Origin of the sequence: Kribbella sp. CCNWLW201 (assembly GCF_037203805.1) — a bacterium.
Taxonomy (GTDB): domain Bacteria; phylum Actinomycetota; class Actinomycetes; order Propionibacteriales; family Kribbellaceae; genus Kribbella.
On sequence record NZ_JBBCBQ010000001.1, the window covers coordinates 1,252,402 to 1,277,107 of the forward strand.

The 24,706-nt window shown below is 67.6% G+C and carries 23 protein-coding genes; 13 read left to right on the plus strand and 10 right to left on the minus strand.

Annotation, left to right across the window (positions count from 1 at the left end; genetic code table 11):
* Window positions 1–51: 51 nt before the first annotated feature.
* Together V9K99_RS06030 and V9K99_RS06035 are read left to right on the plus strand one after the other, a co-directional pair.
* Complete coding sequence (locus V9K99_RS06030; protein WP_337000313.1) at window positions 52–1,143, plus strand: mandelate racemase/muconate lactonizing enzyme family protein; 1,092 nt, start codon at window positions 52–54, stop codon at window positions 1,141–1,143.
* 58 nt (window positions 1,144–1,201) lie between these two features.
* Window positions 1,202–2,041, plus strand: a complete 840-nt coding sequence (locus V9K99_RS06035) for an amidohydrolase family protein (RefSeq protein ID WP_337000312.1) — start codon at window positions 1,202–1,204, stop codon at window positions 2,039–2,041.
* Here the strand turns inward: V9K99_RS06035 and V9K99_RS06040 are convergent.
* Both V9K99_RS06040 and V9K99_RS06045 read right to left on the minus strand, forming a co-directional pair.
* Window positions 2,038–3,168, minus strand: a complete 1,131-nt coding sequence (locus V9K99_RS06040) for a DNA polymerase IV (protein WP_337000311.1) — start codon at window positions 3,166–3,168, stop codon at window positions 2,038–2,040. The genes V9K99_RS06035 and V9K99_RS06040 overlap by 4 nt on opposite strands.
* A gap of 11 nt (window positions 3,169–3,179) precedes the next feature.
* Window positions 3,180–3,644, minus strand: coding sequence for a GNAT family N-acetyltransferase (locus V9K99_RS06045; RefSeq protein ID WP_337000310.1), 465 nt, complete (start codon window positions 3,642–3,644; stop codon window positions 3,180–3,182).
* 193 nt (window positions 3,645–3,837) lie between these two features.
* Between V9K99_RS06045 and V9K99_RS06050 the strand changes: the two genes are divergently transcribed.
* Window positions 3,838–4,152: a WhiB family transcriptional regulator gene (locus tag V9K99_RS06050; RefSeq protein WP_337000309.1), complete on the plus strand. Its 315-nt coding sequence runs from the start codon at window positions 3,838–3,840 to the stop codon at window positions 4,150–4,152.
* A 37-nt stretch (window positions 4,153–4,189) separates the two neighbouring features.
* The gene (locus V9K99_RS06055) at window positions 4,190–4,603 is read left to right on the plus strand and encodes a PaaI family thioesterase (protein ID WP_337000308.1); all 414 of its coding nucleotides are present in this window, start codon (window positions 4,190–4,192) and stop codon (window positions 4,601–4,603) included.
* Between the two features lie 29 nt (window positions 4,604–4,632).
* Here the strand turns inward: V9K99_RS06055 and V9K99_RS06060 are convergent, their stop codons facing one another.
* Entirely contained in the window at window positions 4,633–4,944 is a 312-nt protein-coding gene (locus V9K99_RS06060; protein WP_337000307.1) for a TFIIB-type zinc ribbon-containing protein, read from the minus strand.
* Between the two features lie 122 nt (window positions 4,945–5,066).
* Window positions 5,067–5,477: a nuclear transport factor 2 family protein gene (locus tag V9K99_RS06065; protein WP_337000306.1), complete on the minus strand. Its 411-nt coding sequence runs from the start codon at window positions 5,475–5,477 to the stop codon at window positions 5,067–5,069.
* 128 nt (window positions 5,478–5,605) lie between these two features.
* On the opposite strand from V9K99_RS06065, the gene V9K99_RS06070 reads away from it, so the two are divergent.
* Window positions 5,606–6,946 carry an FAD-binding oxidoreductase gene (locus V9K99_RS06070; protein WP_337000305.1) on the plus strand — a complete coding sequence of 447 codons (1,341 nt, stop codon included), beginning with the start codon at window positions 5,606–5,608 and terminating at the stop codon, window positions 6,944–6,946.
* Between the two features lie 52 nt (window positions 6,947–6,998).
* Here the strand turns inward: V9K99_RS06070 and V9K99_RS06075 are convergent, their stop codons facing one another.
* Window positions 6,999–8,906 carry a penicillin-binding transpeptidase domain-containing protein gene (locus V9K99_RS06075; protein ID WP_337000304.1) on the minus strand — a complete coding sequence of 636 codons (1,908 nt, stop codon included), beginning with the start codon at window positions 8,904–8,906 and terminating at the stop codon, window positions 6,999–7,001.
* Window positions 8,907–9,105: 199 nt separating this feature from the next.
* Window positions 9,106–9,870 (minus strand): VOC family protein, encoded by a 765-nt coding sequence (locus tag V9K99_RS06080; RefSeq protein ID WP_337000303.1) that lies wholly within the window; start codon window positions 9,868–9,870, stop codon window positions 9,106–9,108.
* A gap of 135 nt (window positions 9,871–10,005) precedes the next feature.
* On the opposite strand from V9K99_RS06080, the gene V9K99_RS06085 reads away from it, so the two are divergent.
* Window positions 10,006–10,338 (plus strand): L-rhamnose mutarotase, encoded by a 333-nt coding sequence (locus V9K99_RS06085; protein ID WP_337000302.1) that lies wholly within the window; start codon window positions 10,006–10,008, stop codon window positions 10,336–10,338.
* Here the strand turns inward: V9K99_RS06085 and V9K99_RS06090 are convergent.
* Both V9K99_RS06090 and V9K99_RS06095 read right to left on the minus strand, forming a co-directional pair.
* The gene (locus V9K99_RS06090) at window positions 10,335–11,042 is read right to left on the minus strand and encodes a pirin family protein (RefSeq protein WP_337000301.1); all 708 of its coding nucleotides are present in this window, start codon (window positions 11,040–11,042) and stop codon (window positions 10,335–10,337) included. The genes V9K99_RS06085 and V9K99_RS06090 overlap by 4 nt on opposite strands.
* A 5-nt stretch (window positions 11,043–11,047) precedes the next feature.
* Window positions 11,048–11,566, minus strand: a complete 519-nt coding sequence (locus V9K99_RS06095; protein ID WP_337000300.1) for a DinB family protein — start codon at window positions 11,564–11,566, stop codon at window positions 11,048–11,050.
* 881 nt (window positions 11,567–12,447) lie between these two features.
* Between V9K99_RS06095 and V9K99_RS06100 the strand changes: the two genes are divergently transcribed.
* Both V9K99_RS06100 and V9K99_RS06105 read left to right on the plus strand, forming a co-directional pair.
* Window positions 12,448–14,490 (plus strand): PQQ-dependent sugar dehydrogenase, encoded by a 2,043-nt coding sequence (locus tag V9K99_RS06100; protein WP_337323390.1) that lies wholly within the window; start codon window positions 12,448–12,450, stop codon window positions 14,488–14,490.
* A gap of 169 nt (window positions 14,491–14,659) precedes the next feature.
* Window positions 14,660–17,833 (plus strand): M14 family metallopeptidase, encoded by a 3,174-nt coding sequence (locus tag V9K99_RS06105; RefSeq protein ID WP_337323389.1) that lies wholly within the window; start codon window positions 14,660–14,662, stop codon window positions 17,831–17,833.
* A 53-nt stretch (window positions 17,834–17,886) separates the two neighbouring features.
* Here V9K99_RS06105 and V9K99_RS06110 read toward each other — a convergent pair whose 3' ends face one another.
* Entirely contained in the window at window positions 17,887–18,420 is a 534-nt protein-coding gene (locus V9K99_RS06110; RefSeq protein ID WP_337323388.1) for an NUDIX hydrolase, read from the minus strand.
* Between the two features lie 79 nt (window positions 18,421–18,499).
* On the opposite strand from V9K99_RS06110, the gene V9K99_RS06115 reads away from it, so the two are divergent.
* The 4 genes from V9K99_RS06115 to V9K99_RS06130 are packed head-to-tail and all read left to right on the plus strand — an operon-like array spanning window position 18,500 to window position 21,672.
* Window positions 18,500–19,408, plus strand: a complete 909-nt coding sequence (locus V9K99_RS06115; protein ID WP_337323387.1) for a metal ABC transporter substrate-binding protein — start codon at window positions 18,500–18,502, stop codon at window positions 19,406–19,408.
* Entirely contained in the window at window positions 19,405–20,142 is a 738-nt protein-coding gene (locus V9K99_RS06120) for a metal ABC transporter ATP-binding protein (RefSeq protein ID WP_337323386.1), read from the plus strand. Before V9K99_RS06115 ends, V9K99_RS06120 begins: the two co-directional genes overlap by 4 nt.
* Window positions 20,139–21,008 (plus strand): metal ABC transporter permease, encoded by an 870-nt coding sequence (locus V9K99_RS06125; RefSeq protein WP_337323385.1) that lies wholly within the window; start codon window positions 20,139–20,141, stop codon window positions 21,006–21,008. The genes V9K99_RS06120 and V9K99_RS06125 overlap by 4 nt, the downstream gene beginning before the upstream one ends.
* A gap of 4 nt (window positions 21,009–21,012) precedes the next feature.
* On the plus strand, window positions 21,013–21,672 hold the full coding sequence (locus V9K99_RS06130) for a metal-dependent transcriptional regulator (protein ID WP_337323384.1): 660 nt from the start codon (window positions 21,013–21,015) through the stop codon (window positions 21,670–21,672).
* 52 nt (window positions 21,673–21,724) lie between these two features.
* Here the strand turns inward: V9K99_RS06130 and V9K99_RS06135 are convergent, their stop codons facing one another.
* On the minus strand, window positions 21,725–22,105 hold the full coding sequence (locus tag V9K99_RS06135) for a YybH family protein (RefSeq protein WP_337323383.1): 381 nt from the start codon (window positions 22,103–22,105) through the stop codon (window positions 21,725–21,727).
* Window positions 22,106–22,375: 270 nt separating this feature from the next.
* Here V9K99_RS06135 and V9K99_RS06140 point away from each other — a divergent pair, with 270 nt between their 5' ends.
* Entirely contained in the window at window positions 22,376–24,628 is a 2,253-nt protein-coding gene (locus tag V9K99_RS06140) for a PQQ-dependent sugar dehydrogenase (RefSeq protein ID WP_337323382.1), read from the plus strand.
* Window positions 24,629–24,706: the final 78 nt, after the last annotated feature.

The following is a 24,706-nucleotide window of genomic DNA, read 5'->3' on the forward strand; positions in this document are numbered from 1 at the left end:
CGTGACCGTCATTTTCCGTAGCACCGCTTCGCCGACCCGGATCGCCTGCCAGTGAGTACGGCGATCACCCGGGCCGAGGCGTTCCTCGTCGATCTGGAGGTCGAGACTGTCCGGACCGATGCCGTGCAGTCGTTCCTCAAACAGGAGACGATCTTCGTCTCGCTGGAGACGTCGGACGGACTGACCGGGCTGGGGTACTCGTACACGATCGGTACCGGCGGCACCGCCGTACTCGCCCTGCTGCGAGACCATCTGCTGCCTCGTCTGGTCGGCGTGGACGCGCGCAACGTCGAGGCGGTCTGGTCGGACCTGTTCTGGTCGACCCATGCGACCACGGTCGGGGCGGTCACTTCGCTCGCGCTCGCGGCCGTCGACACCGCGTTGTGGGACCTGCGCTGCCTGCGTGCCGGCGAGCCGTTGTGGCGACTGGCCGGCGGCTACCGGCAACGGGTTCCGCTGTACGACACCGAGGGCGGATGGCTGCACCTGAGCACCGATCAACTGGTCGCGGGCGCCCTGGCGTCGCAGAAGGCAGGCTGGCCCGGCGTCAAACTGAAGGTCGGGAAACCCCGGGTGCACGAGGATCTCGAACGGCTCACGGCTGTGCGGGATGCGGTCGGGCCCGGTTTGGACATCATGGTCGACGCCAATCAGTCGATGACGTATCCGGAGGCTCGCCGACGGGCTGCGGCGTTCGAGGCGGTGGATCTGTCGTGGTTCGAGGAGCCGTTGCCCGCTGATGACGTGACCGGACACGTGCGGCTGGCGTCGTCCACGTCGATCCCGATCGCGGTCGGTGAGTCGTTGTATTCGGTGTCCCAGTTCCGGGAGTACGTCGCCTCGGGCGGAGCCGGGATCGTCCAGGTCGACGTGGCCCGGGTTGGCGGGATCACGCCGTGGCTGAAGGTCGCGCATCTGGCCGAGACGTTCAACCTCGAGGTCTGTCCGCACTTCCTGATGGAACTGCATGTCAGCCTGACGGCCGCCGTACCGAATGGCCGTTATGTCGAGCACATCCCGCAGCTGCGGGCGATCACGCTGGCTGAGATGGAGGTCGCCGACGGGCACGCGGTGGCTCCGGACACGCCCGGCCTGGGGATCGAGTGGGACCACGACGCGATCGACGATCGGCGCGTGGGATGAGCGACCATGACTACGACCGGATGGGCCAGCAGGATGCCACGGAAGGGACCGCACTCGCATGAGCAGGGTTGATGCCCACCACCACATTTGGGACCTGAGCGTTCGCGAGCAGAGCTGGATGTCCGGTCCGGAGCTGGATCCGATCCGGCGCAGCTTCTCCATCGACGACCTGGCTCCCCAGGCCGCGGCCGCCGACATCACCGCGACCGTGATGGTCCAGACCGCCAGCCTGGTCGACGAGACGGTCGAGTTCCTGGAAGTTGCTGCCAGCAACGACCTGGTCGCCGGGGTGGTCGGCTGGGTGGACCTGACCGCGGTCGACGTGGCGGACCAGCTGGCCGGGTTGCTGGCGCGCCCGGATGGCACGTACCTGAAGGGAATCCGCCACCAGGTCCACGACGAGCCGGACGTCGACTGGCTCCTCCGCCCCGACGTCCAACGCGGCCTGGCCGCCGTAGCCGACGCCGGCCTCGTCTACGACCTCCTCACCAAACCCCCGCACCTCCCGGCCTCCATCGCCACCGCCCAAGCCCTCCCAGAGCTGACGTTCGTGGTCGACCACATCTCCAAACCAGTCATCGGTGACCCCTTGGACCCCTGGGCGACCGATCTACGCCGGCTGGCAGCCCTCCCCAATGTCACCTGCAAACTCTCCGGCATGGTCACCGAGGCCTCCTGGACCGACTGGAAACCCTCCGACCTCCAGCCGTACGCCGACGTAGTCCTCGACGCCTTCGGCCCCAGCCGAGTCATGTTCGGCTCCGACTGGCCCGTCTGCCTCCTGGCCGCCACCTACCCCGAGATCGTCCAAACCGCCGAAACCCTCACCACCACCCTCACGCCCAGCGAACGCCAAGCAGTCTTCGCCACCACAGCCACTCACACCTACAACCTCTAAACCAGGCCGGCACCCGGAGACTCGACCTCGCCGGCGCTGGGGACGAACTCCACTCGCACACCCAGCAATCTCACTGGTCTTCGGAGTTCGAACTTTTCCAGCAACGCGAGCGCGGTGGTGGCGATGACTTCGGGGTCCTGGGTGGTTTCGGGGAGTTTGCGGCTCTTGATCGGGGTGTAGAAGGTGGTGAAGCGGACTTTGACCCAGACGCGTTGGATGGTGCGGCCCTCGGCGACGACGTCGTGGGTGACCTTGACGGCGATCCGGCGGAGCTGTTCCTCGACCTCGGCGCGTTCGACCAGATCGTTCGGGAAGGTTTCCTCGTGGCTGCGGGACACCGGCTCGCGGGGTACGTCGGTGACCTCGGTGTCGCCGAGTCCGCGGCCGAGGGCGGCGTACCAGGCGCCCATCTTCGGGCCGAAGCGTTTGCGGAGTACGTCGAGGTCCGCGGCGGCCAAGTCGGCCACGGTGAAGACGCCGAGTTCGTTCAGGTTGCGTTCCATCCGGCTGCCGATGCCCCAGAGTTCGCGCACCGCCCGGTGGTCCATCACCTCACGCCAGTTCGCGCCGGTGAGGCGGTAGACCCCGTCGACCTCACGCTGCGCTCCGGCTGCGGACGTCGTACCGGCTTCGAACGGGGCCGCGTGGGATCGCGGCTGCTTCGCGAACGTGGTCGCCAGTTTGGCCCGGACCTTGTTGTCGCCGATGCCGATCGAGCAGGTGAGCGTCGTACGCTCGAAGACCGCCGCGCGCAGGTCGGCGGCGAGTTGCTCGGGGTCGTCGGTCTCCGCCCCGACGAAGCACTCGTCCCAGCCCCACACCTCGACCACCACCGGGAACGAGCGGAGCGTGTCCATCACCTCGGTCGACGCCGCCTCATACGCGGCCGGGTCCGACGGCAGGTAGACCGCCTGCGGACACTTCTTGTACGCCGCCCGCACCGGCATCCCCGAGTGCACCCCGAACTCGCGGGCCTCGTACGACGCGGTGGCCACGACCTGCCGCGGTTGCGTCGGATCCCCGGACCCACCGACCACGACCGGCAACCCCTTGAGCTCCGGCCGCCGCCGGATCTCCACAGCCGCGATGAACTGATCCATGTCCACATGCAGGATCCACCAGCTCATCGCGCCGTACCTCAGAGCTCTTTGCGCATCTGCTGGGAGGTGACGGTGTAGCCGAGGGACGTGTAGAGGTTGATCGCGGTGGTGTTGTTGCCGAAGACGTTCAGGTCCAGCTGGCTGTAGCCCCGGAGGCGGCACTCCTCCTCACCGGCGAGCATGATCGACCGGCCGTAGCCCTTGCCGCGGTACTTCTCGTCGACCTCGATGCCGAAGATGAACGGGATCCGCGGTTTGGTGGTGATCCACAGGCTGCCGACCGGCTGGTCATCGTCGCAGGCCATCCAGATCACGTGGTTCTCGGTGTCCCGGCCGTCGGGCAGCAGCTTGTCCACCTCCCGGTGCGCGACCTCGATCGCCTCCTCGGGGCTGAGCCCGCGAGCCGGCCCCATCCCGGCGGCGAACGACTCGGCGTTGCGGTGTCTCCAGACCTCGAACTCGGCCTCGGTCATCGGGCGGAGCGTCACAGGGGGCGTGGTCATGGGGCCTCCCGGCCTGGACTGAGGAACGGAGGGAGCGAAGCGACTGGAGAGACGAGGGAAGGCCGGGAGTCAAAGCCCCATGACCCGCCGCGCCGGAGGCGTGGCATCAGTGCAGTCATCTGCCGACCATAGCTCTGGCGTTTGCGCGGCGGGTACCAGAAAACGTGATGTCGTCGCGGTCGAGGAACTTCTCATGAGACGGCGCAAACCGCCCGCCGGGGCGGTCGCGAAGGCGCCGGACGGCCTGCCCTACCCGCTGATCGAGAACTGGGAGTGGCAGGACAGGGCCGCGTGCCGCGACGTCGACCCGGAGCTGTTCTTCGCCGCCGAGTCCGAGCGCGGCCTGCGCAAACACGCCCGCGAGGTGCTCGCGAAGTCGCTCTGCGGGACCTGCCCGGTACGGCGCGAGTGCCGCGAACACGCCCTGGTCGTCGGGGAGGCGTACGGCGTCTGGGGCGGCACCACCGAGGAAGAACGCGAACCCGTCCTGCACGCCCGCCATCAGTGAAAGCCCGGCCTGGTTACCGGCTGGTTAATCTGTGGGCATGGAGCTGACTTTCGACCTGGCCGAGAAGTTCCTGGCTGCGCAGCCCTTCAGCGTGCTGCTGGGTGCCCGGCTCACCGCGTTCGGTGCCTGCGGAGCGACCCTCGAGGTCGACATCCGCGACGACCTCAAACAGCAGAACGGGTACCTGCACGGCGGCGTCCTCGGCTACGCGGCCGACAACGCGATCACCTTCGCGGCGGGTACGGCGCTCGGACCCGAGGTGCTGACCGGCGGCTTCACGATCAGCTACCTGCGCCCGGGTGAGGGCGTCGTACTGCGGGCCGAGGCGAAGGTCGTGCAGGCGGGGAGCCGGCAGGCGACCTGCACCTGTGAGTTGTCGACGATCGATGGCGACGGCACCACCACGCTGTGCGCCGTCGCGCAGGGCACTGTGATCGCCTTGCGTCGATGACGGGCGATCACAGCGCCGGGAACTGACGGTCAGTCGAAGAGTTCCTCCATGAAGGACTTCTTCTTCTTGCGCGGGTACTGCTGGTTGCCGTACCGCGGGTCGTAGCGACGGTCGTCGTCGTCGCGGCGGCGGTCGTCGTACCGGCGGTCGTCGTACCGCTTCTCCTCGTAGTGAGGCTGCGGCGCCGGCGCGTTGTACTTCGCTTCGGCATCGACGAGCCGCTCCAGTTCACCGCGGTCGAGGAAGATTCCGCGGCATTCGGTGCACTGGTCGACGGTGATGCCGCTGCGTTCGTAGGTGCGCATCGCGCCTCGGCACTTGGGACAGGTCAGGCTCTCCATTCAGCCACCCTAAGTGACGATTTCCCCGAAATGACGGGACTTCAGGGAACTTTCAGGTTGTTCACCGCGGAACTCTCAGGGTGCCTCGGTGTGATGGTTGGGCCTTGCAACCGATCGGCGGGTCACGGGATCGAGAGCCGGTCGAGCGCGGCTGGAGCCCGCTCAACCAGATGCTCGCGACCCGCGGGCGCTTCGTACGGCTCCGGCCAGAAGTCGGTCACCCGGGTGACCAGCCCGTCGCGCAGCTCGAGGAACACCAGCCCGACCAGCTCCTGGTCACCGACGGTGAAGTTCATCGACCCCGCTGCGGTCTCCCCGTCCACGATCACCCGGGTCAGCGTGAGCTCCCAGTCGCCCGGATACTCCCGGTTGAAGGCGACGTACTTCTCCCGCCCCGAGATCACCTCCTGGGTCTGTGGCAACTCGTAGCAGACGTCCTCACTCAGCACCTCGCTGAACGCATCCCAGTCCCGAGCCGCCATCGTCTCGAAGTACCGCCCCACTATTTCGCGCGTCTGCTGTGTCTCATCCATGGCCGCACGCTAAACCGTCCCACCGACATTCACGGTGGTGAGACCCAGGTCACACGCGGGGGTCTCACATTTGGGTGGGCTGTGTCGTCAGGGGTGTGTACGGATACGGAATCTGTGGAGGGACGCCCATGAGTTCAGCGCTGGACAATCTTCGCCGTGACTTCGGCGGCGACATCATCGAACCGGGCGGAGCGGAGTATGAGTCGGCCAGTCGCTCGGTGCTGGTCGCAGGCAGCCCGGTCTGTGTACTGCGGCCCAAGAGTGTCGGGGACGTGCAAGCAGCCGTCGGATTCGCTGCCGACACAGGGCTTGCGCTCTCGGTGCGAGGCGGCGGTCACAGCTTCCCCGGGTTCAGCACCAACGACGGCGGTGTCGTGATCGACCTCGGCGCGCTCTCGACCGTGGAGGTGATCGACGAGGAACGTCACCTGGTGCGGATCGGCGGCGGCGCCACCTGGGGTGAGGTTGCGGCCGCGTTGGCGCCGTACGGCCTGGGAATCTCTTCGGGCGACACCAAGAGCGTCGGTGTCGGTGGGCTGACGTTGACCGGCGGCATCGGCTGGAAGGTCAGGAAGTACGGTCTGGCCCTCGACAACCTGATCGCCGCGGAGCTGGTCACCGCCGACGGGGAGGTCGTGCGGGCGAGCTCAACGGACAACCCGGAGTTGTTCTGGGCGCTTCGCGGTGGCGGCGGCAACTTCGGCATCGTCACCGCCTTCGAGTTCGCGGCACACCCGACGACGGACGTGTTCCACGGCCGGATCACCTTCCCGGCATCGCAGGTGGCGACTGTGCTCCAGGGATGGGCCGACTACCTTCGCACCGCTCCCGAAGAGCTCACCTCGATCGCGACCTGCGCCAACCCCTTCGCCGGTGGACCCGAGGCGCCGGTCGAGCTCCACGTCGTGTTCGACAGCGATGACCCGGAGCTCGCCGCAAAGGCGCTCGACCCGATCCGCCGGCTCGGCACGGTGATCGACGACGACGTCGTACTGACGCCCGCTGCGGACGTGCTCGTGGACGGCATGACCCCGCCGCCTGGCATCCAGCTGGTCACCCGAAGCGCCTTTGTGGACAAGGAAGAGGTGTCCGACGTGCTCCAGATCCTTTCCGAGGTCGGAACATCGGCCGGGACGCCGGTCATCTCCGTACGCAGCGTCGGCGGTGCGGTGGCCCGGGTCGCCGACGACGCCACCGCCTACGCACATCGCCAAGCAGAGTTGATGTTCGTGACGACCACCGTCGGTCCGAAGCCCGTCCTCGACGCAGCTCGGCCGGGTCTGGACGCGATCTGGGAGAGGCTCACGCCGCACGTCAACGGCGCGTACGCGAACTTCCTCGCCACAGCCACCGAGGAGGACGTCGCCGCGGTCTATCCACCGGAGACCTACCGGCGTCTCGCCGCGGTCAAGACCCAGTACGACCCCGGCAACCTGTTCGCCGGCAACCACAACGTCCGGCCTCAGTAACCAGAAACGGCGGCCGCACAGTCACTGTGCGGCCGCCGTCTCGACAGAACCCTTACTTGAAGCGACCCAGGAAGTTCTTCAGGATCGGCCCGGCCGCCTTCGCGCCGGACGCGCCGCCCTCGACGATGACGGCGAAGGCCACGTCGCCGCGGTAGCCGACCATCCAGCCGTTGGTGACGACCTTGCCGTTCTGGACCACCTCGGCCGTACCGGTCTTGGCGGCGACGGCACCGTTACCGGCCAGGACCTTGGCGGTACCGCCGGTGACGGTGGTCCGCATGAAGGTGCGGAGCGCGGCAGCCGTTGCTGGGGGCAACGGAGAGGCAGCCGGTCCGGCGGCGTCCTTGCCCGGGACCAGCACCGGCTTCATCGCCGTGCCCTTGGCGACCGTCGCACCGATCATCGCGACCCCGAGCGGGCTCGCGGTCACGGTGCCCTGACCGATCATCGACGCCGACTCGGCAACGTCGTCCTTCGGTGCCGGCACTTCACCGCCGTACGCCGGGATCGACAGGTTCAGGTCCGGACCGAGGCCGAACATCGCGGCCGCCTTCGTCATCCCGTCCTTCGGCAGCCGCCCGTGCTGGGAGATGAACGCGGTGTTGCAGGACTCGTTGAACGCCTTCTGCATCGTCCCCGCGCCGTACGCCGCCAGGCCGTCGTAGTTCTTGAACGACTTGCCGAACACGGTGATCGTGTTCGTGCACGGCAGCGAGGTGGCCGCGGTCTCACCGCTGCCCAGCAACGCGGCCGACGTGACGATCTTGAACGTCGACCCCGGCGCGTAGCGGCCCTGGAAGGCGCGGTTGTAGTTCGTCGGCGTCGGCCCGTTCGCCGCCGCCAGGATCTGACCGGTCGATGCCTGTACGGCGACCAGCGAGGCGGGCAACTTGCTCGTCGCCAGCGCGGCCTCGGCGGCACGCTGGAGGTTCACGTCCAGCGTGGTCTTGACCGGCTTCCCGGCGGTGCCCTTCTGGCTGAAGACCGTCTTGATCGTCATCTTGGTCTTGCCGTCCCGCAGCGTCACGGTGCCACCCGGCGTACCGGCGAGCTGCTGCTGGAACGCGTACTGCAGACCCGTCGTCCCGACCTGGTCCTGGGTAGACGCGGTCGGACCCGCGTTCTTCAACGTCTCCTCGGTCGCGGTCTTCATGGTGCCGAGCACGGACCGGGCGAACGCCGACGTCTCCGGCAGCGACTGGGTGCCGCCCATCGTCAGCACACCGGGCAGCTTGCTCATCGTCGGCCGCAGCTTCTCCCACTCCTCGGCGCGGATGGTGATCGCGTCGACGAACTGACCGGCCGGCGCGGCCTTGGCCCGGGCGGCCAGTTTCGCGCCGTCCACCTGGAGATTCTTGGTGAAGGCGGCGTACGTCGCTGCCGTCGCCTTGTTCCCCGCGGCGACGCCGACGATCACGATCGGGCGGTTCGCGGTCAGCGCGACGTTGTTGCGGTCCAGGATCGACGCGCGCGCGGGCAGGGCGCGGACCCGCTTGAGGTAGTTCGCGTCACCGAGGCCGGGGTAGATCGTGTCGCCGGAGGCCTTGATCTTCCAGGTCTCGCCGACCTTCGTCGCGGTCGCCGTACTGGTCCACTTCATCGTGCCGATCCCGCGCAGCTCGGCCTCGACCGCGAGGTCCTGCGTGCAGGTGTTGCCGTCCTTGCAGTCCGGGTCGCCCTGCGGTGTCACCTTCACGGTGCTCGCGACGAGGGCGGAGTCGGTGTCGTCCAGCCGCTTGGCGAAGACCGTCGGATTGTCGGTCAGCGCCCCGGCCGCGTCCGGCTTTCCCTCGGGCGCCCAGGCCGCGATCCAGGCGGCGGCGAACTGCTTGACCACCTCGGCGGACGCCTGCTTCTCGTCGTTTGGATCAGGTTTGCCGTCGCTGCCGGACTTGCTGTCGGAACAACCGGCGGTGATCAGCAGACTACTCAGACAGACGATCGCAGTGGTTCGCTTCACGTTCCCAACTCTCGCACGATGACGGATGGAGACCTGGCACAGTCTTCGGCGTGTGGCTCCTGGCCCACGAGGGCGAAACTACTCAACCCGACCAAGTACGACGCGCGCGGAGCCGCCGGAGTTGGCACTGATCGACAGAAACGCCTGATCGGGCAGGTTCTGATCGCCGCGATGAATCACCGCCAAGAGTCAGGACGAATCAGCCCAAGTGGATGACCGCGAACGGCGCCGACTCCGCATCCCGAAGGATCACCATCCGGCCGAAGTCGGTGTCGAACGGTCCACAGACCACCGCACCGCCGTCCGCCAAGACCTGAGCGGCGGCCGCATCGGCTCCGGTGGTCGCGAAGATCGGCAGCCACTGCGGCGACAGCGCGCCTGCTGGCAGATCCGGGTGCAGTTCGGCGACGCCCGCGACCGGCCGTCCGTCGGCGAACAGAGCGGCGTACCTGGGTCCGTCGCCGCCGATCTCCTCCGCCTCGTAGCCGAACACCGCGACGTAGAACGCCTTCGCCGCCTCGAAGTCGCGACTCAGTGCCTCACTCCAGACCAGCGAGCCGGGGTCGGTACGACGTTCGGTCCCGAGGTGCTCGGTCGCCTGCCACAACCCGAAGACCACGCCACCCGGGTCGGCCGCGATCGCCATCCGCCCGTACTGCTCGACATCGCACGGCCCGTCCACGACCCGTCCGCCGTGCGCCACCACCGCGTCGAGGGTCCGTTCCACGTACTCCGTTGCCAGGTACGTCGTCCAGCGACGCGACGGCTTCCCCGCCCGCTGAGCGCCGATCCCGCCGATGTCCCGGCCGTCCAGCGAGCACAACCAGTACTCCCGGGACTCCTCACGAACGCACTTCCAGCCGAGGAGTTCCGCGTACGACGCGGTCGCCGCCATCGGGTCATCGGCGGACAGGTCCACCCAGTTCGGCGTACCGCTCGGCCACGGCCGGGTCCGTTCGCGCATCAGCCCTCCGGGAACACGTTGTCCGATCAGCCCCCAAACCTGCCAGGCGTTCACGCGTCCCGTCGAGACAATCCCGGGAACGGACTGCGTAACGGTTCGGTCACCGCAAGCCGCCCCGGCGTATTCTGCTCCCTTGTGACGACCCGCCTAGCTCTCCACAGCCGCCTGATCCCGGGGACCGAAGAGGCCTACGAGATCGAGCACGCCCGTGTCTGGCCCGAACTGATCGCCGTGATGCGGACCGCCGGTATCACCGACTGGTCCATCTGGCGCAGTGGCCGCGACCTCTTCCACCTGGTCGAGTGCGACGACTTCGAGGCCGCCGTCGCGCAGCTCAAGGAGGACCCGGTCGACCAGCGCTGGCAGCAGCACATGAGCCAGTTCGTCGAGGGCTTCGCGCAGAACCCGGAGGGCCAGGCCGGCCAGTCCCTGCGCCACGTTTGGACGATGAGCGAGCAGGAAGACTAGTCGTACATCTCCCACACGAGCAGCTCGGCACCTTCCGGCCCCGCTGTGACGCGTGGTCCGTCGACACCGGTCAGCCGGACGGCGTCCGCCGTACCCAGGTCGCCTGCGTCCTCCAGGCTCACGGTGCCTTCGGCAACGAAGAGATGGACGTACGGCGCTGACGGCAGATCCACCGTACGACGGGGACCCAGCCTGGCCACCGACATGCCGGCGGACCGCTGGTTGATGCGGATCGCGGCGCTGCTCGCGTGCTTCGGCAGCCCGGACGCGATCGGCACCAGCTCACCGGACGAGAGATCGACCGATGCCTGCTCGTACGACGGGGTGAGGTCGAACTGCTCGGGGCGAACCCACATCTGGACGTAGTGCACGGGCTCGCCGCCGTCGTTCCACTCGGAGTGGCGGATGCCGGAGCCGGCGCTCATCCGCTGCGCGAGGCCCGGGACCACGACGCCGCTGTGGCCTTCCGAATCACGGTGCGCCAAGGCGCCTCGCAGTACCCAGGTGACGATCTCCAGGTCCTGGTGCGGGTGGGTGTCGAAGCCGGTGCCGGGGGCAACGGTCTCGTCGTTGTGCGCGAGCAGGAAACCGAACCCGACGTTGGCCGGGTCATAGTGCGGCCCGAACGAGAACGAATGCCGCGACTCGAGCCAATCGCTCGACGTCCGGAACCGGTCAGGGGCCCGCCGGATCTCCACGCTCATGACATCTAGTAGTACCCCTTCTGGCCGTCCAGGAGCTCACGCATGGTGTCCAGGTGGCCGACGTGGCGGGCAGTCTCCTCGACCATGTGGATCAGCATCCAGCGCAGCGTCGCCTGGGCCGATCGGAAGTCCGGATGCTTGCCGACGTCGTCCAGCGAGTGCGCCGCGACGATCTCGTTCGACTCCCGGCACTGGGCCTCGAACTCGTCCAGCAGCTGTGCCAGCGGTACGCCGTCGACCATCATGTCGGCGTCCTCAGGCGCATCCTCCTGGAACTGCGGATTGCCGTCGGACGACTCACCCAGGAACAGCACGTTGAACCAGCAGTGCTCGGTCCACCGCATGTGCGAGACCAGCCCGGCCGGCGTCATCATCGGCGATGTCGTCAGCACCGCCCGATGCTCATCCGCCTCGGCGAGCCCCTCCAGCTTCCACCGCACCAGCGCCCGCTGCAGATCCAGCCACCCGACCAGCTGCGTCCGCTCATCGGCCACCAGGGGCGGCCGCTCCCGAGAGAAAGTCATGACCGGACCGTAGCGTGCCGAACCCCGGTCCGCATGGCAATAAAGAGGCTCTTCTGGGCTCTCCTGCTTGATGTGTGGGTGATCTGTCCGCACCGGGCGCGGGCTGGCGCCACCAGTCCGCGGGAAGGCCACCAGCACAGGGGTGGCCCGTTCAGTAGGAGGGTTGCCCACTCAGAATTTGAGTGGGCAACCCTCCACCTCGATGGGCAACCCCCTGACATGAGGCTCCGGCGTACCGATCGACGGGTAGTGGTCAGGTGCCGGGTAGTGCAGCTGAGCGGGGGATGGTGCCCGCGCGTATGTCGTAGCGGGGTGCACTACCCGTTCGTTGGTACACGCACCGGAGCGCGACCAGTCGAACCCAGTCGCCGGTCGCCGGGGTGCGGATGCGGTTTGCTGTGTGGGGTGTCGAGGGTGGACCTGGGAGGGTCGTGCCCGGATCGGGCACCCTCCCAGGTCGACAGGAACCCCGGCGGTACGGCACTTGGGACACGAAGGCGGCGACCAGCGACCGGTTCGCGTTCCGCACCGCTGAACGACCACCCACACATCGAGCAGAAGAGCCGGATAACCCCTCGCGTTGTGGGTTATCCACTCGCATACGGGGCAGAGAACCCACAACCTGAGGGGTTATCCCTTCAAATACGGGAGGGCCCGGGCAGATCCGCGGCCGGGCGTCGTGCCGGTGATGCATCCACGGCAGGAGGCGACCACCCGCGCTCGACCGAGCGAGCATCGCGAGCGCGCCCAGCGAGCATCGCGAGCTTCCTGTTGACACCGATTGAGCGGCGGTGGTGTGATGCCGAATATCGTTAGGAAGGTTTCCTAACGGTTGAGTGGTTCCCCTGCAGCTCCTCCGCCCCGGAACAACAGGAGACCTCATGAAGGTTCGCCATGTCTGGCATGCGGTGTTGGCCGTCGCAGTCACACTCGCCGCCGTATCCCCACCACCCGCCTCCGCAGCTCCAACCGACTACCAGGCCGAGGACGCGACCATCTCCCAGGGAGTGGTCGAGTCCAACCACACCGGCTACACCGGCAGCGGCTTCGTCAACTACGACAACCTCGTCGGCAGCTACGTCGAGTGGACCGTGTCCGCCCCGGCCGGCCCCGCTGACGTGACCCTTCGCTATGCAAACGGTACGGCGGCGGCCAGGCCGATGGACTTCACCGTCAACGGCGTGGCCGGCGCGGTCGGGATCACCTTCCCCGGCACCGGCGCCTGGACGACCTGGCAGACCAAGACAGTCCGGCTCCAACTCGCCGCCGGCACCAACAAGATCCAGGCCCGGGCCACCACCGCGGACGGCGGACCGAACGCGGACAAGCTCACCGTCGCCCCGACCACCGACGACACCCAGCCGCCGTCGGCACCGGGCAACCTTGCCGTCAGCAACATCAAGTCCAACGCGGCCACCTTCACCTGGTCGGCCGCGACCGACAACGTCGGCGTGGTCCGGTACGAGATCAACCGTGGTGGCAACATCCTGAAGGTTGTCGACGGCAACACACTCACCGCGACCGTGGACACGTTGACGGCCAATACGTCGTACGACATCTCCGTCGGTGCGTTCGATGCCGCAGGCAACGCTTCGCAGCAGAGCAACGTGGTCACCTTCACCACTCCCCCGAGCGGCGACACCCAGCCGCCGACCGCGCCCGGCAACCTGCGCTCCACCGGCGTCACCGCGAACAGCGTCTCGCTCGCCTGGAACGCGTCCACGGACAACAGCGGCAGCATCGCCGGGTACGACGTCTACCAAGGCTCCACCAAGGTCTCGACCACGAACTCGCTGACCGCGACAGTGACCAACCTCGCGCCGAACACGCAGTACACGTTCACCGTGCAGGCACGCGATCCGGACGGCAACGCGTCGCCCGCCAGCAACGCAGTCACTGCGAGGACGTCGAGCGGTGGAGCCGGCGGCATCCCGGCGTACGACCGGGACATCGCCAAGGTGGATCTGGGCTGGAGCGTCGCGTTCCTGCCGGACGGATCGGCGCTGGTCACCGAGCGGGACCGGTTCGAGGTACTGCGGGTGACGTCGACCGGGCAGAAGACCACGCTCGGGAAGGTGCCGGGTACGGTCACCACGACCGGCGAGGGCGGCCTGCTGGGCCTCGCGCTCTCGCCGAACTTCGCCACCGACCACTGGGTCTACTTCTTCCACACGGCCGCGAACGACAACCGGATCGTGCGGATGAAGTACGAGAACGGCGCCCTCGGGTCGACGTCGGAGCCGGTGCTGACCGGGCTGGCGAAGAACCGCTACCACAACGGCGGCCGGATCCGGTTCGGTCCGGACGGCAAGCTTTACGCGACCGTCGGCGACGCGAAGAATTCCGGCAACGCGCAGAACCGGAACTCGCTCAACGGCAAGATCCTGCGGCTGAACCCGGACGGTACTCCGCCGAGCGACAACCCGTTCTTCAGCACCGGCGGCAATGCCCGGTACGTCTGGAGTCTCGGCCACCGCAACCCGCAGGGCCTCGCCTGGGATTCGCGCGGTCAGTTGTGGGCGGCCGAGTTCGGTGAGAGCAGCCAGGACGAGCTGAACCTGATCCAGAAGGGCGGCAACTACGGCTGGCCCGCCTGCGAGGGAACCATCGGCGACTGCGGCGGCTACATCGCACCGAAGCGCACCTGGTCCACCGCCCAGGCCGGACCGAGCGGGGTCGAGATCGTCAACGACTGGATCTACATCGCCGGCGTCACCGGCCAGCAGTTGTGGGTCACCCAGATCAACTCCGCCGGCACCGGCGTCGGCACCCCGCAAGCCGTCTTCTCCGGCCGCTGGGGCCGCCTCCGCAGCATCACCCGAACCCCCGACGGAGCCCTCTGGCTGACCTCGACCAACAACGACAAGAACGGCGGAACCCCAACAGTCATTGACAACGTGATCGTCCGGCTCAGGTTCTCCTGATCGGGAAAACGCTTCACCGGCCAGGACGTGCGCGACGCATTGCTCCCGGGATGAACCCGGGAGTACGGTGACGGCACATTTGGCGCGCGTCCTTGGTCGGCAGCCGGTCGGGGGTTGCTGTCGTACGCCCGCCGAGGACGCCTGCCCACCTTTGGGAGGGGTGTTCTCGATGTCATCGAAACGCGTCGCAGCGTTCCTGGCTACGGCAGCACTGGGCTCCGTCTCGATCGGCCTGGTGTCGTCCCCCGCAACCGCCCGACCGCCGGATTCACCACTCGAGATGTACGTCCTCGAGGGCCCGGCCGACAAGATCGCCGAAGCCGTCCCGGGCCTCGAACTCGCGGCGGTGCACCAAACCGCGGCCGGCGTCAGCGCCGACGCGGTGCTGACCGAGGCCCAGCGGGACAAGATGAACGCCGCGGGCGTGAAGGTCACCGTCAAGCGCAACAGCAAAGGTCAGTCGGTCTCGGAGCAGGCCGCAGCCCAGGCGGCCGCCGGGTTCACGGTCTACCGGTCCTGGGACGAGGCGGGCGGTATCCGCGACGAACTGTTCGATGTCGCGCGCAACAATCCCCAGCTGGTGAAGCTCGTGGTGCTCGGCCGAACCCATCAGGGCCGTGAACTGATCGGGCTCAAACTCACCCAGAGCGCGCGCGAGGTCCCCGACGGATCTCGCCCGGCAGTGCTGTACTCGTCGCTGCAACACGCTCGTGAGTGGATCAGCCTCGAGGTGAACCGCCGGCTGCTGCATCACTTCGTCGGCCGTTGGCGGGCGAACGACAGGGAGATCAGGAACCTGCTGAAGAGCACCGAGCTGTGGTTCGTGATCGCCGCGAACCCGGACGGGTACCAGTACACGTTCACGAACGAGCGGCTGTGGCGCAAGAACCTGCGCGACAACGACGGCGACGGCCAGATCACCGTCGGCGACGGCGTCGACCCGAACCGGAACTTCAACGAGCACTGGGGCTATGACAACGAGGGCTCATCACCGGACCCGTTCAGCGAGACCTACCGCGGACCGGCACCGGCATCGGAGCCGGAGACGCGGGCGATGGCCGGGCTGATCGACCGGATCAAGCCGAAGTTCCAGTCGAACCTGCACTCGTTCGGCGAGTGGCTCCTGTATCCGCAAGGCTGGCAGGTCGGCACACCCGACGCCGACAACCCGTTGTACGTCGCAATGGGCGGCACCGACGCGAACCCGGCCATCCCGGGCTTCAACCCCGGTCAGTCCGCCGACACGCTCTACGTCACCAACGGCGAGACCACGGACTACGCCGACACCAACGCCGGTACGGTCTCCTACACCCCCGAACTCGGCGAAGGGATTCCAGGAGCCGGCTTCGTGTTCCCGGACGACGAGGCCCTGATCCAGGCAGAGTTCCTGAAGACCCTGCCGTTCCACCTCGGTCTGGCCCGCTCGGCCGTCAACCCCACCGCCCCGGCCTCACCGGTCGGCATCACGCCGGCGCCGTTCTACCTCGACCAGGACGACATCGACCCACAGAACGGCCAGCAGTCGCTGTTCGACTTCCGCTTCGCCATCTCGTACGGCGACCCACAAGAAGTCCGGATCCTTGCCCGGCGCAACCTCGGCGCCGTCACGCTGAAGTACCAGATCGGCACCGGCGCGGTGCAGTCCAAGCCCACCTCCGAGTGGGCCGGCGGTGAGCGCTACGGCGTCGGCAACGGCACCTACTACCACGTCATGCGCGGCCAAGTCACCGGTTCGGCGCCCGGCGACAACGTGACCGTGTGGTTCGAAGGCGGCGGTCAACGCAGCCCGTCGTTCACCTACCAGGTCGCATCCGACACCGGTCGAAGGGTGCTGATCCTCGCGGCCGAGGACTACACCGGAGCGTCTCCGGCCAAGCCTGGTGTGACCGCACCGCAGTACCTGTCCTTCTACACCGACGCGCTGACTGCCAACGGGATCGCGTTCGACGTGTACGACGTTGACGCGCGTGGCCGGGTCGCACCGGACAATCTCGGCGTACTCAGTCACTACGACGCCGTCCTCTGGTACACCGGCGATGACACGGTGACCCGCGAACCCGGATGGGGTCCGGGCAACGCATCGCGGCTGGCGATGCAGGAACTGCTCGAGGTGCGCGACTTCGTCAACGAAGGCGGTCGCGTGGCCTACACCGGCCAGCGCGCCGGCCAGCAATACACCACGGCGCTCGGAACGCAGCTGTACGACCCGTTCGAGAACAGGCAGTGCCGGGCCGATCCCGCTGTCCTCGCGCGCTGCCTCGCCCTGTCCGGCTCGGGCAACTCGCAGGGCGACCCGATCGAGTACGTCTTCGGTGCGGCGATCACCACGCCGAACGGCGGCCTCGACCCGACGACGGGAGAACCGTTCCCGATCTCCGGGATCGACAATCCGCTCGCCGGCCTGTCCCTGGACCGCAACGGCGACGACAGCGCCCAGAACCAAACGGGCGACTCGTCGTTCATCGCCACCGGTGACTTCTTGAAGGTGACCGACCCGACCGGCAGCTTCCCGCACCTGGACAGCTGGCGGGCGGCTGAGTATCTGTCCGGGATCGCGGGGCCGTTCGACCCGCACACCGGGGAGAAGTTCATGTACTCCGACCGGGCCGACGAGGCGTACAAGCGGCTCGCCCGCACCATCACGGTGCCGTCGGAAGGCGCGACCCTGTCGTTCTGGACCAGCTACAACCTCGAGCTGGACTTCGACTACCTGATCGTGGAGGCGCATACCGTCGGCCAGGACAACTGGACCACGCTGCCCGATGCGAACGGGCACACCTCCGACGATCTGAGCAACGACCAGTCCTGCACCGGCGGCTGGAGCAACCCCGCGGATGCGGCGAACGTGCTGCACCCGTTCCTGACCCACTACCAGACCTTCGACCCGGCGACCGGCACCTGCAGCAACTCCGGGTCTTCAGGGTTCTGGCATGCGGGCAACGGGAGCTCGGCCGGATGGCAGCAATGGGAGATCGATCTGACGCCATTCGCCAACCAGCAGGTCGAGGTGTCGATCACCGTCCTGAGCGACTGGGGTCTGCAGCAGTTCCCCGGCGTCTTCATCGACGACATCGAGGTCTCGACCGGTGAGGGAACGACGTCGTTCGAGGACGACGCCGATCCGACCGACGGCTGGACCGTGCTCGGTGCACCACAAGACCCCGAGGGCATCGAGGGCGCCAACCTCAACGACTGGGTCCGCCGCGCCGGCTTCGGCATCGGGGAAGGCGCTGCCATCGCCACCGCGGACACCGTCTACCTGGGCTTCGGCTTCGAAGGAGTCACCGGAGCAGCCACCCGAACCCAACTGATGGACCGCCTGACCGCCTACCTACTCCGCTGACAACCTGTACCGGGCGCCGGGTGGAATCCCCACCCGGCGCCCGGTGGCGCGGGCTACCAGCTCGCTGAGCGGCCGAAGTCGGTGTAGGTCGGGGTGTTGGTGGTTAGGGCTTGTTGGGCCTTGGCGAGGCGGCGGGTCATGGAGGGGCGGAGGCGGGGGGTTGCTTCGGCGAGGGTGAGGAACTCGTGGGTGCGGGCCTCGACCGGGTCGATCTTGAGGCGGGCGATCGTGGCCGGGTCCAGGACGCCGCCGTCGAAGACGAAGGCCAGGGCGTCGGACCAGACGCCGAGGGCGGGGACCCAGTCGACGACGAGGAGGGCGCCGATCTCGAGCTGCAGGCCGAGCTCTTCCTGGACCTCGCGGCAGCAGGCCTCGTACGGCGATTCGTCGTACTCGGCGATCCCGCCGGGGATGTCGAGGGTCGGCTTGTAGGTCGGTTCGAGGAACAGGATGCGGCCGGCCTGGTCGCGGATCAGCGCGCCGCCGGCCACGGTCTTGCGCGGCAACCGGGCCGCGATCCCGGGGTTGAACTCCAGTTCCGGCTCGCCCTCGGCGAGCAGGTCGCCGCGGCGGATGTCGTCGTCCACGGCTCAGCACCCTCCCAGCCGCGCTGCCGATAAGCAACGCGGTCTTGTTTTCGGTGTACCGAACTTTTATGTTTTCGGTGTGCCGAAAACTCTCGCCGCCCTGTCCTTGGTCCTGGCCCTCGCAGCGGTGCCCGCCTGCTCACCGAGCCAGGCGTCGGGCGGTGACAAGCCTGTGGTGCTGACGACGTTCACCGTGCTCGCCGACATCGCGCGGAACGTCGCGGGCGACCACCTGAAGGTGGAGTCGATCACGAAGGCAGGCGCCGAGATCCACGGGTACGAGCCGACCCCGGGTGACATCCGGAAGGCCACCGACGCGGACCTGATCCTGGACAACGGCCTCAACCTGGAGGTGTGGTTCCACCAGTTCGTCGAGTCGGTCGACGTACCGCACAAGGTCGTCTCCGAGCGGGTCGCGCCGATGGACATCACCGAGGACTCGTACGCTGGCAAGCCGAATCCGCATGCGTGGATGAGCCCCAAGAACGTGCAGATCTACGTGGACAACATGGTCGACGCATTCGCCGAGCTCGATCCCGGGCACGCCGCCGACTTCGCCGCGAACGGCAAGACGTACAAGGCGGAGCTGCAGAAGGTGCAGGACGAGCTCGTGGCGGAGTTGTCGGCGGTGCCGAAGAAGCAGCGCGCGCTGGTCACCTGTGAGGGCGCGTTCTCATACCTGGCGCGCGACGCGGGGCTCACCGAGAAGTACATCTGGCCGGTCAACGCCGAGCAGCAGGCGACGCCACAGCAGATCGCCTCGGCGACCGAGTTCGTGAAGTCCAACGCCGTACCAGCGGTGTTCTGCGAGTCGACCGTGTCGGACAAGGCGATGCGGCAGGTCGCGTCCGGCACCGGCGCCGAATTCGGCGGCACCCTGTACGTCGACTCGCTGTCCGAGGCGGACGGCCCGGTCCCGACGTACCTGGACCTGATCCGGTACGACGCCGACACCATCATCCGCGGTCTGACAGGAAAAACCTCATGACATCGCTCGTGGTCGAGAACGTCGTCGCCCGGTACGGCGATGTGCTGGCACTGGACGGGGTGTCGCTGACCGTCGGACCGGGCAAGGTGACCGGCCTGATCGGCATGAACGGATCCGGCAAGACGACGCTGTTCAAGGCGATCATGGGCATGATCCGCCCCGACCAGGGCCAGGTCCGGCTGGACGGCGTCGACCCGGCGGTCGCGCGCAAACGGGGCCGGGTCGGCTACGTCCCGCAGAACGAGGACGTGGACTGGACGTTCCCGGTGTCGGTGCACGACGTGGTGATGATGGGCCGGTACGGGCATCAGGGCTTCACCCGGCGGACGCGTCCGGCCGACCACGCCGCGGTGGCCGAGGCGTTGGAGCGAGTTGAGCTGACTGAGTACGCGGACCGGCAGATCGGACAGCTGTCCGGCGGGCAGAAGAAGCGCGCGTTCGTTGCCCGCGGCATCGCCCAAGGTGCGCAACTCCTGCTGCTGGACGAGCCGTTCGCCGGTGTCGACAAGCGGTCCGAGGCAACGATCGTCGGACTGCTGAGAGAGTTGGCCGCCGACGGCAGGACCATCCTGGTCTCGACCCACGACCTGCATGCCCTGCCCCAGTTGGCGGATGAGGCGATCCTGCTGCTCCAGCGGGTGCTGTTCCACGGCTCGGTGGCCGACGCGTTGCAGCCGGCGAATCTGGCCCGCGCTTTCGGCCTCGACGTACTCGAGCAGGAGGGTGCGGCGTGAACCCGCTCGACTTTCTGCTGGAACCGTTGCAGTACGACTTCATGGTCCGTGCGCTGATCACCACGGTGTTCGCCGCCGTCGTGTGTGCGGTGCTGTCGTGCTGGCTGGTGCTGCTCGGCTGGTCGCTGATGGGTGACGCGGTCTCCCACGCCGTACTGCCCGGAGTCGTGATCGCTTACATCGTCGGCGCGCCGTTCGCGCTTGGTGCGGTGGTGTTCGGGTTCCTCGCGGTCGCGCTGATCGGGATCGTCCGGGACACCAGCCGGATCAAGGAGGACGCGGCGATCGGGATCGTGTTCACCACCCTGTTCGCGTTCGGGCTGGTGCTCGTCTCCGTCACCCCGAGCCAGACCGACCTGAACCACATCATCTTCGGCAACATCCTCGGCGTCTCGACCACGGACCTGACCCAGATCGGCGTTCTGGCAGCGGTCGCCCTCGTCATCCTGGTGCTGAAGCGCCGCGACCTGACGCTGTACGCATTCGACCCCGTCCACGCCCACGCGATCGGGCTGTCGCCACGCCGGCTCGGCGCGCTGCTGCTCGGCATGCTCGCGCTCACCGCCGTGGTCGCGCTCCAGGTGGTCGGCGTGATTCTCGTGGTGGCGATGTTGATCATTCCGGGTGCGACGGCGTACCTGCTCACCGATCGGTCCGGCCGGATGCTTCTGATCGCGCCGGTCATCTCGGCCGTATGCTCGGTGCTGGGCATCTACCTCAGCTACTGGCTCGACGCCGCCTCGGGTGGGCTCGTCGTCGTGGTCCAGGGTGTCGTGTTCGCCCTGGTCTATCTGTTCAGCCCACGCCACGGGGTGCTCGGCAGACACCTGACGACCAGTCGCCGGCGGGCTGCCGCGATGGGATGAAGGCATGGAATCCAGAGTTGTCGAGAACTACCTCAAGGCGGTCTTCAACGCCCGGGAGTGGTCCGAGGAACCGGTGACCGTCGGCGCGCTCGCCACCCGGCTCGGCCTGTCACCGTCCTCGGTGTCCGAGCTGGTCCGCAAACTCACCGAGCGCGGGCTGCTCTCCCATGCCCGGTACGGCGCGATCGAGCTGACCCCGGAAGGACAGCGGATCGCGCTCGCCATGGTCCGCAAGCACCGCCTGATCGAGACTTTCCTGGTCGACTACCTGGGCTACACCTGGGACGAGGTGCACGAAGAGGCGGAGATCCTCGAGCACGCCGTCTCCGACACCTTCATCGACCGCCTGGCCAGCCGCCTCGGCGAGCCCGACCACGACCCCCACGGCGACCCCATCCCCCGCTCCGACGGCACCCTCCCGGACGACGACCAGCTCCGGCTCGACACCGTCGGGGTGGGCGTCCGGGCGCGAGTCGCCCGAGTCTCCGACAGCGACCCCGACCTCCTCCGCCACCTCGACCAACTCGGCATCACCATCGGTACGACGCTCACCGTCAACCACCGCCACGACACCGCCGGCACCCTCGACGTCGAACACGACGGCACCTCCACAACCCTGGGCCTCACAACCGCCTACGCAATCCGCGTCGTACCCAACAGCTAGCTCCTGAAGGTGAGCCCTCGGGCGGCGAGTTCTTGCCTTCCTCAACTGTTGCTCAGTCTTCTGCGGGAAGTGGTACGGCGTGGATCAGGGCGATCCGCCAATCGCCGTCGACCTTCCGCAAGACGAACGTGATCGGCGCCGAGACGTGTTGCGGCTCGCCCTCCAACGTGTAGTCCTGTTCGAGCCAGCCGGTCACCAGCCCCACGTCGCCCCAGTCCTCCTCGCGCAGCTCCGAGATCTCCGAGCTGATCCCGGTGGCCACCCCTTCGAGCTGTTTGAAGTACGCGTCGATCTCGCCGGCGTCCCGCAACCACCGCCGCGAGATCTCGTCGACTCCCTGCGCGTCCGGCGCCAGCGATTCGCGCAGTACGTCGTACTCCTGCCGATCGAACGCGTCCATCACCTCGCGGACGGCACTCTCCAACGCACCCATCACACTCACCCCCTGCAAGCCACCCCCCCAGGCCCCTACAGCCAGGCTAGGCCTGCCCACCGCCGTTGATAAGTCCATGGCTCACCGCCAGCACGTGAGTACGCAGCGAACACGGTTGCCGGAAGCTCTTACCCAACAGAGGCTGAGCGCGCAGAATGCGAAAGGAGGGCGTGCGGTGGGGCGCGCCGGGGGAACGAGTGGTGGGGGCCGACCATGTGGGGTCTCGGAGTTGCCGCGCGCCGACGCGGACTGGTCAGTGCAGTGACGGCGATGTTGCTGGGCGCCGCGTTGCTCACGCAGGTCGGACCGGGCCCGGCCGGGGCTGCGACGTTGCCCACCGGGTTCCGCGACACCGTCGTACTGAGTGGGCTGACCAACCCGACGGTGCTGCAGTTCGCACCCGACGGGCGGATCTTCGTCGGTCAGAAGAACGGTGTGATCAAGGTCTTCCAGAGTCTGACCGACACGAACCCGGTGACGGTCGCCGACCTCAGGGTGCAGGTCAACGACTACTGGGATCGCGGCCTGCTCGGCTTCGCGATCCCGCCCAACTTCCCGGCAAACCCCTTTGTTTACGTGCTTTACGCATACGAGGCGCCAATCGGCGGTACGGCGCCGACCTGGAACGACGCGTGTCCGACGCCACCCGGCCCGACCACCGACGGATGCCTGGTGTCGGCGCGCCTGTCGCGACTGCAGATCAGCGGCAACGTCATGACGGGCAGCGAACAAGTGCTCATCAACGACTGGTGCCAGCAGTACCCGAGCCACTCGGTCGGCACGCTCCTGTTCGGACGCGACGGGTACCTGTACGCCAGCGCCGGCGACGGCGCCAGCTTCAACAACGTCGACTACGGGCAGTACGGCGCGACGTACCCAGGAGGCCAGGCCAACCCGTGTGGCGATCCGCCAGGTGCGGTCGGTACGGCGCTGACCCCGCCGAGCGCGCAAGGTGGAGCGCTGCGCAGCCAGAGCGTACGGCGTCCCACTGGGCCGGCGACGCTCGACGGTGCGATCCTGCGCCTCGACCCGGCGACGGGTGCCGGCGTACCCGGAAACCCGTTCTTCTCTTCGACGGACCCGAACGCACGGCGCATCTCAGCGTACGGGGTGCGCAACCCGTTCCGGATGACTCAACGCCCGGGCACGGACGAACTGTGGATCGGTGACGTCGGCTGGGGCCTCTGGGAGGAGATCAACCGGGTGGTGTCGCCGACCACGGCCACGAACTTCGGTTGGCCGTGCTACGAGGGCGCGGCCGTGCAAGGCGGTTACCAGGGTGCCGGCTTGACCTCATGCCAGTCGCTCTACTCGACACCTGGCTCGGTCGTTGCGCCGTACTACGCCTATCACCACAACGCCTGCGTGGTGAGCTACCCCGGCTGCCGCACCGGTGGCTCGTCCATCACCGGCATCGCGTTCTACCAAGGCGGGACGTATCCGACGCAGTACAACGGCGCACTGTTCTTCGCCGACCACTCGCGCAACGAGATCTGGGCAATGCTGCCGGGTACGAACGGATTGCCTGATCCGTCCAGGCTGCAGTCGTTCGTGGGTGTCGACGGGTCGGGCGGTGCGGCCGGTCATCCGGTCGATCTGAAGATCGGCCCTGGTGGCGACCTGTTCTACGTCGACATGGAGAACGGTTCGGTCCACCGCATCACCTTCACGGCCGCGAACCAGGCGCCGACCGCCGCCTTCACCGCGAACCCGACCAGCGGGGCTGTCCCGTTGACGGTCAACTTCAACGGCAGCGGCTCGTCCGACCCGGAGGGCAGGCCGCTCACCTACTCCTGGGATCTCAACGGCGACGGGACCTTCGGTGACGCGACTGGTGTGACTGCGTCGCACACCTACTCGTCTGCGGGGGTCTATCACCCGGCGCTTCGGGTGACGGATGACCAGGGCGCGAGCGATACGACGTCCGTGACTGTCACGGCTGGCAATACCGCCCCGACGGCAGTGATCGACACGCCCAGCGCGAGCCTCACGTGGAAGGTCGGAGACCCGATCACGTTCACGGGCCACGCGACCGATGCGCAGGACGGGACGCTCCCGGCATCCTCGCTGAGTTGGTCACTGACCATGAACCACTGCATCACGCCGACCGATTGCCATGCGCATGCGCTGCAGACATACAACGGCGTCGCCGGTGGGTCGTTCACCACGCCTGACCATCAGTACCCGTGCTGGCTGGAGCTCCGCCTGACCGCAACCGACTCGGCCGGCCTGTCCTCGACAACCAGCCTCCGCCTGAACCCAAGAACCGTCGTACTGACGTTCAAGACCACGCCCGGCGGCCTCAACCTGACCAACATGGTCGTCAACGAAGCACCGCGCTCGACCCCGTTCTCCGTCACGGTCGTCGTCGGGTCGGCCAACTCGGTCAGTGCCCCGTCTCCTCAACCCTTCAACAAGGCCACCTACGTGTTCACTTCGTGGTCCGACGGCGGCCCGCAGAGCCACACCATCACCGCCCCGGCGGTGAACACCACCTACACAGCCACCTACCGCAAACGCTGACGCCGGGGAATCGATCAGTTTTCAAGAAGCCGCTGCCGTGGGTGCTTGCCTAGTCTGAGGATCGTTCCCCTCCGGATC

Bases quoted from the DNA above. Each gene is read 5' to 3' on its own strand.
- V9K99_RS06035 (WP_337000312.1), top strand. From the start codon at position 1,202: ATGAGCAGGGTTGATGCCCACCACCACATTTGGGACCTGAGCGTTCGC.
- V9K99_RS06040 (WP_337000311.1), bottom strand. From the start codon at position 3,168: ATGAGCTGGTGGATCCTGCATGTGGACATGGATCAGTTCATCGCGGCT.
- V9K99_RS06045 (WP_337000310.1), bottom strand. From the start codon at position 3,644: ATGACCACGCCCCCTGTGACGCTCCGCCCGATGACCGAGGCCGAGTTC.
- V9K99_RS06050 (WP_337000309.1), top strand. From the start codon at position 3,838: ATGAGACGGCGCAAACCGCCCGCCGGGGCGGTCGCGAAGGCGCCGGAC.
- V9K99_RS06055 (WP_337000308.1), top strand. From the start codon at position 4,190: ATGGAGCTGACTTTCGACCTGGCCGAGAAGTTCCTGGCTGCGCAGCCC.
- V9K99_RS06060 (WP_337000307.1), bottom strand. From the start codon at position 4,944: ATGGAGAGCCTGACCTGTCCCAAGTGCCGAGGCGCGATGCGCACCTAC.
- V9K99_RS06065 (WP_337000306.1), bottom strand. From the start codon at position 5,477: ATGGATGAGACACAGCAGACGCGCGAAATAGTGGGGCGGTACTTCGAG.
- V9K99_RS06070 (WP_337000305.1), top strand. From the start codon at position 5,606: ATGAGTTCAGCGCTGGACAATCTTCGCCGTGACTTCGGCGGCGACATC.
- V9K99_RS06080 (WP_337000303.1), bottom strand. From the start codon at position 9,870: ATGCGCGAACGGACCCGGCCGTGGCCGAGCGGTACGCCGAACTGGGTG.
- V9K99_RS06090 (WP_337000301.1), bottom strand. From the start codon at position 11,042: ATGAGCGTGGAGATCCGGCGGGCCCCTGACCGGTTCCGGACGTCGAGC.
- V9K99_RS06095 (WP_337000300.1), bottom strand. From the start codon at position 11,566: ATGACTTTCTCTCGGGAGCGGCCGCCCCTGGTGGCCGATGAGCGGACG.
- V9K99_RS06100 (WP_337323390.1), top strand. From the start codon at position 12,448: ATGAAGGTTCGCCATGTCTGGCATGCGGTGTTGGCCGTCGCAGTCACA.
- V9K99_RS06105 (WP_337323389.1), top strand. From the start codon at position 14,660: ATGTCATCGAAACGCGTCGCAGCGTTCCTGGCTACGGCAGCACTGGGC.
- V9K99_RS06120 (WP_337323386.1), top strand. From the start codon at position 19,405: ATGACATCGCTCGTGGTCGAGAACGTCGTCGCCCGGTACGGCGATGTG.
- V9K99_RS06130 (WP_337323384.1), top strand. From the start codon at position 21,013: ATGGAATCCAGAGTTGTCGAGAACTACCTCAAGGCGGTCTTCAACGCC.
- V9K99_RS06135 (WP_337323383.1), bottom strand. From the start codon at position 22,105: ATGGGTGCGTTGGAGAGTGCCGTCCGCGAGGTGATGGACGCGTTCGAT.
- V9K99_RS06140 (WP_337323382.1), top strand. From the start codon at position 22,376: ATGTTGCTGGGCGCCGCGTTGCTCACGCAGGTCGGACCGGGCCCGGCC.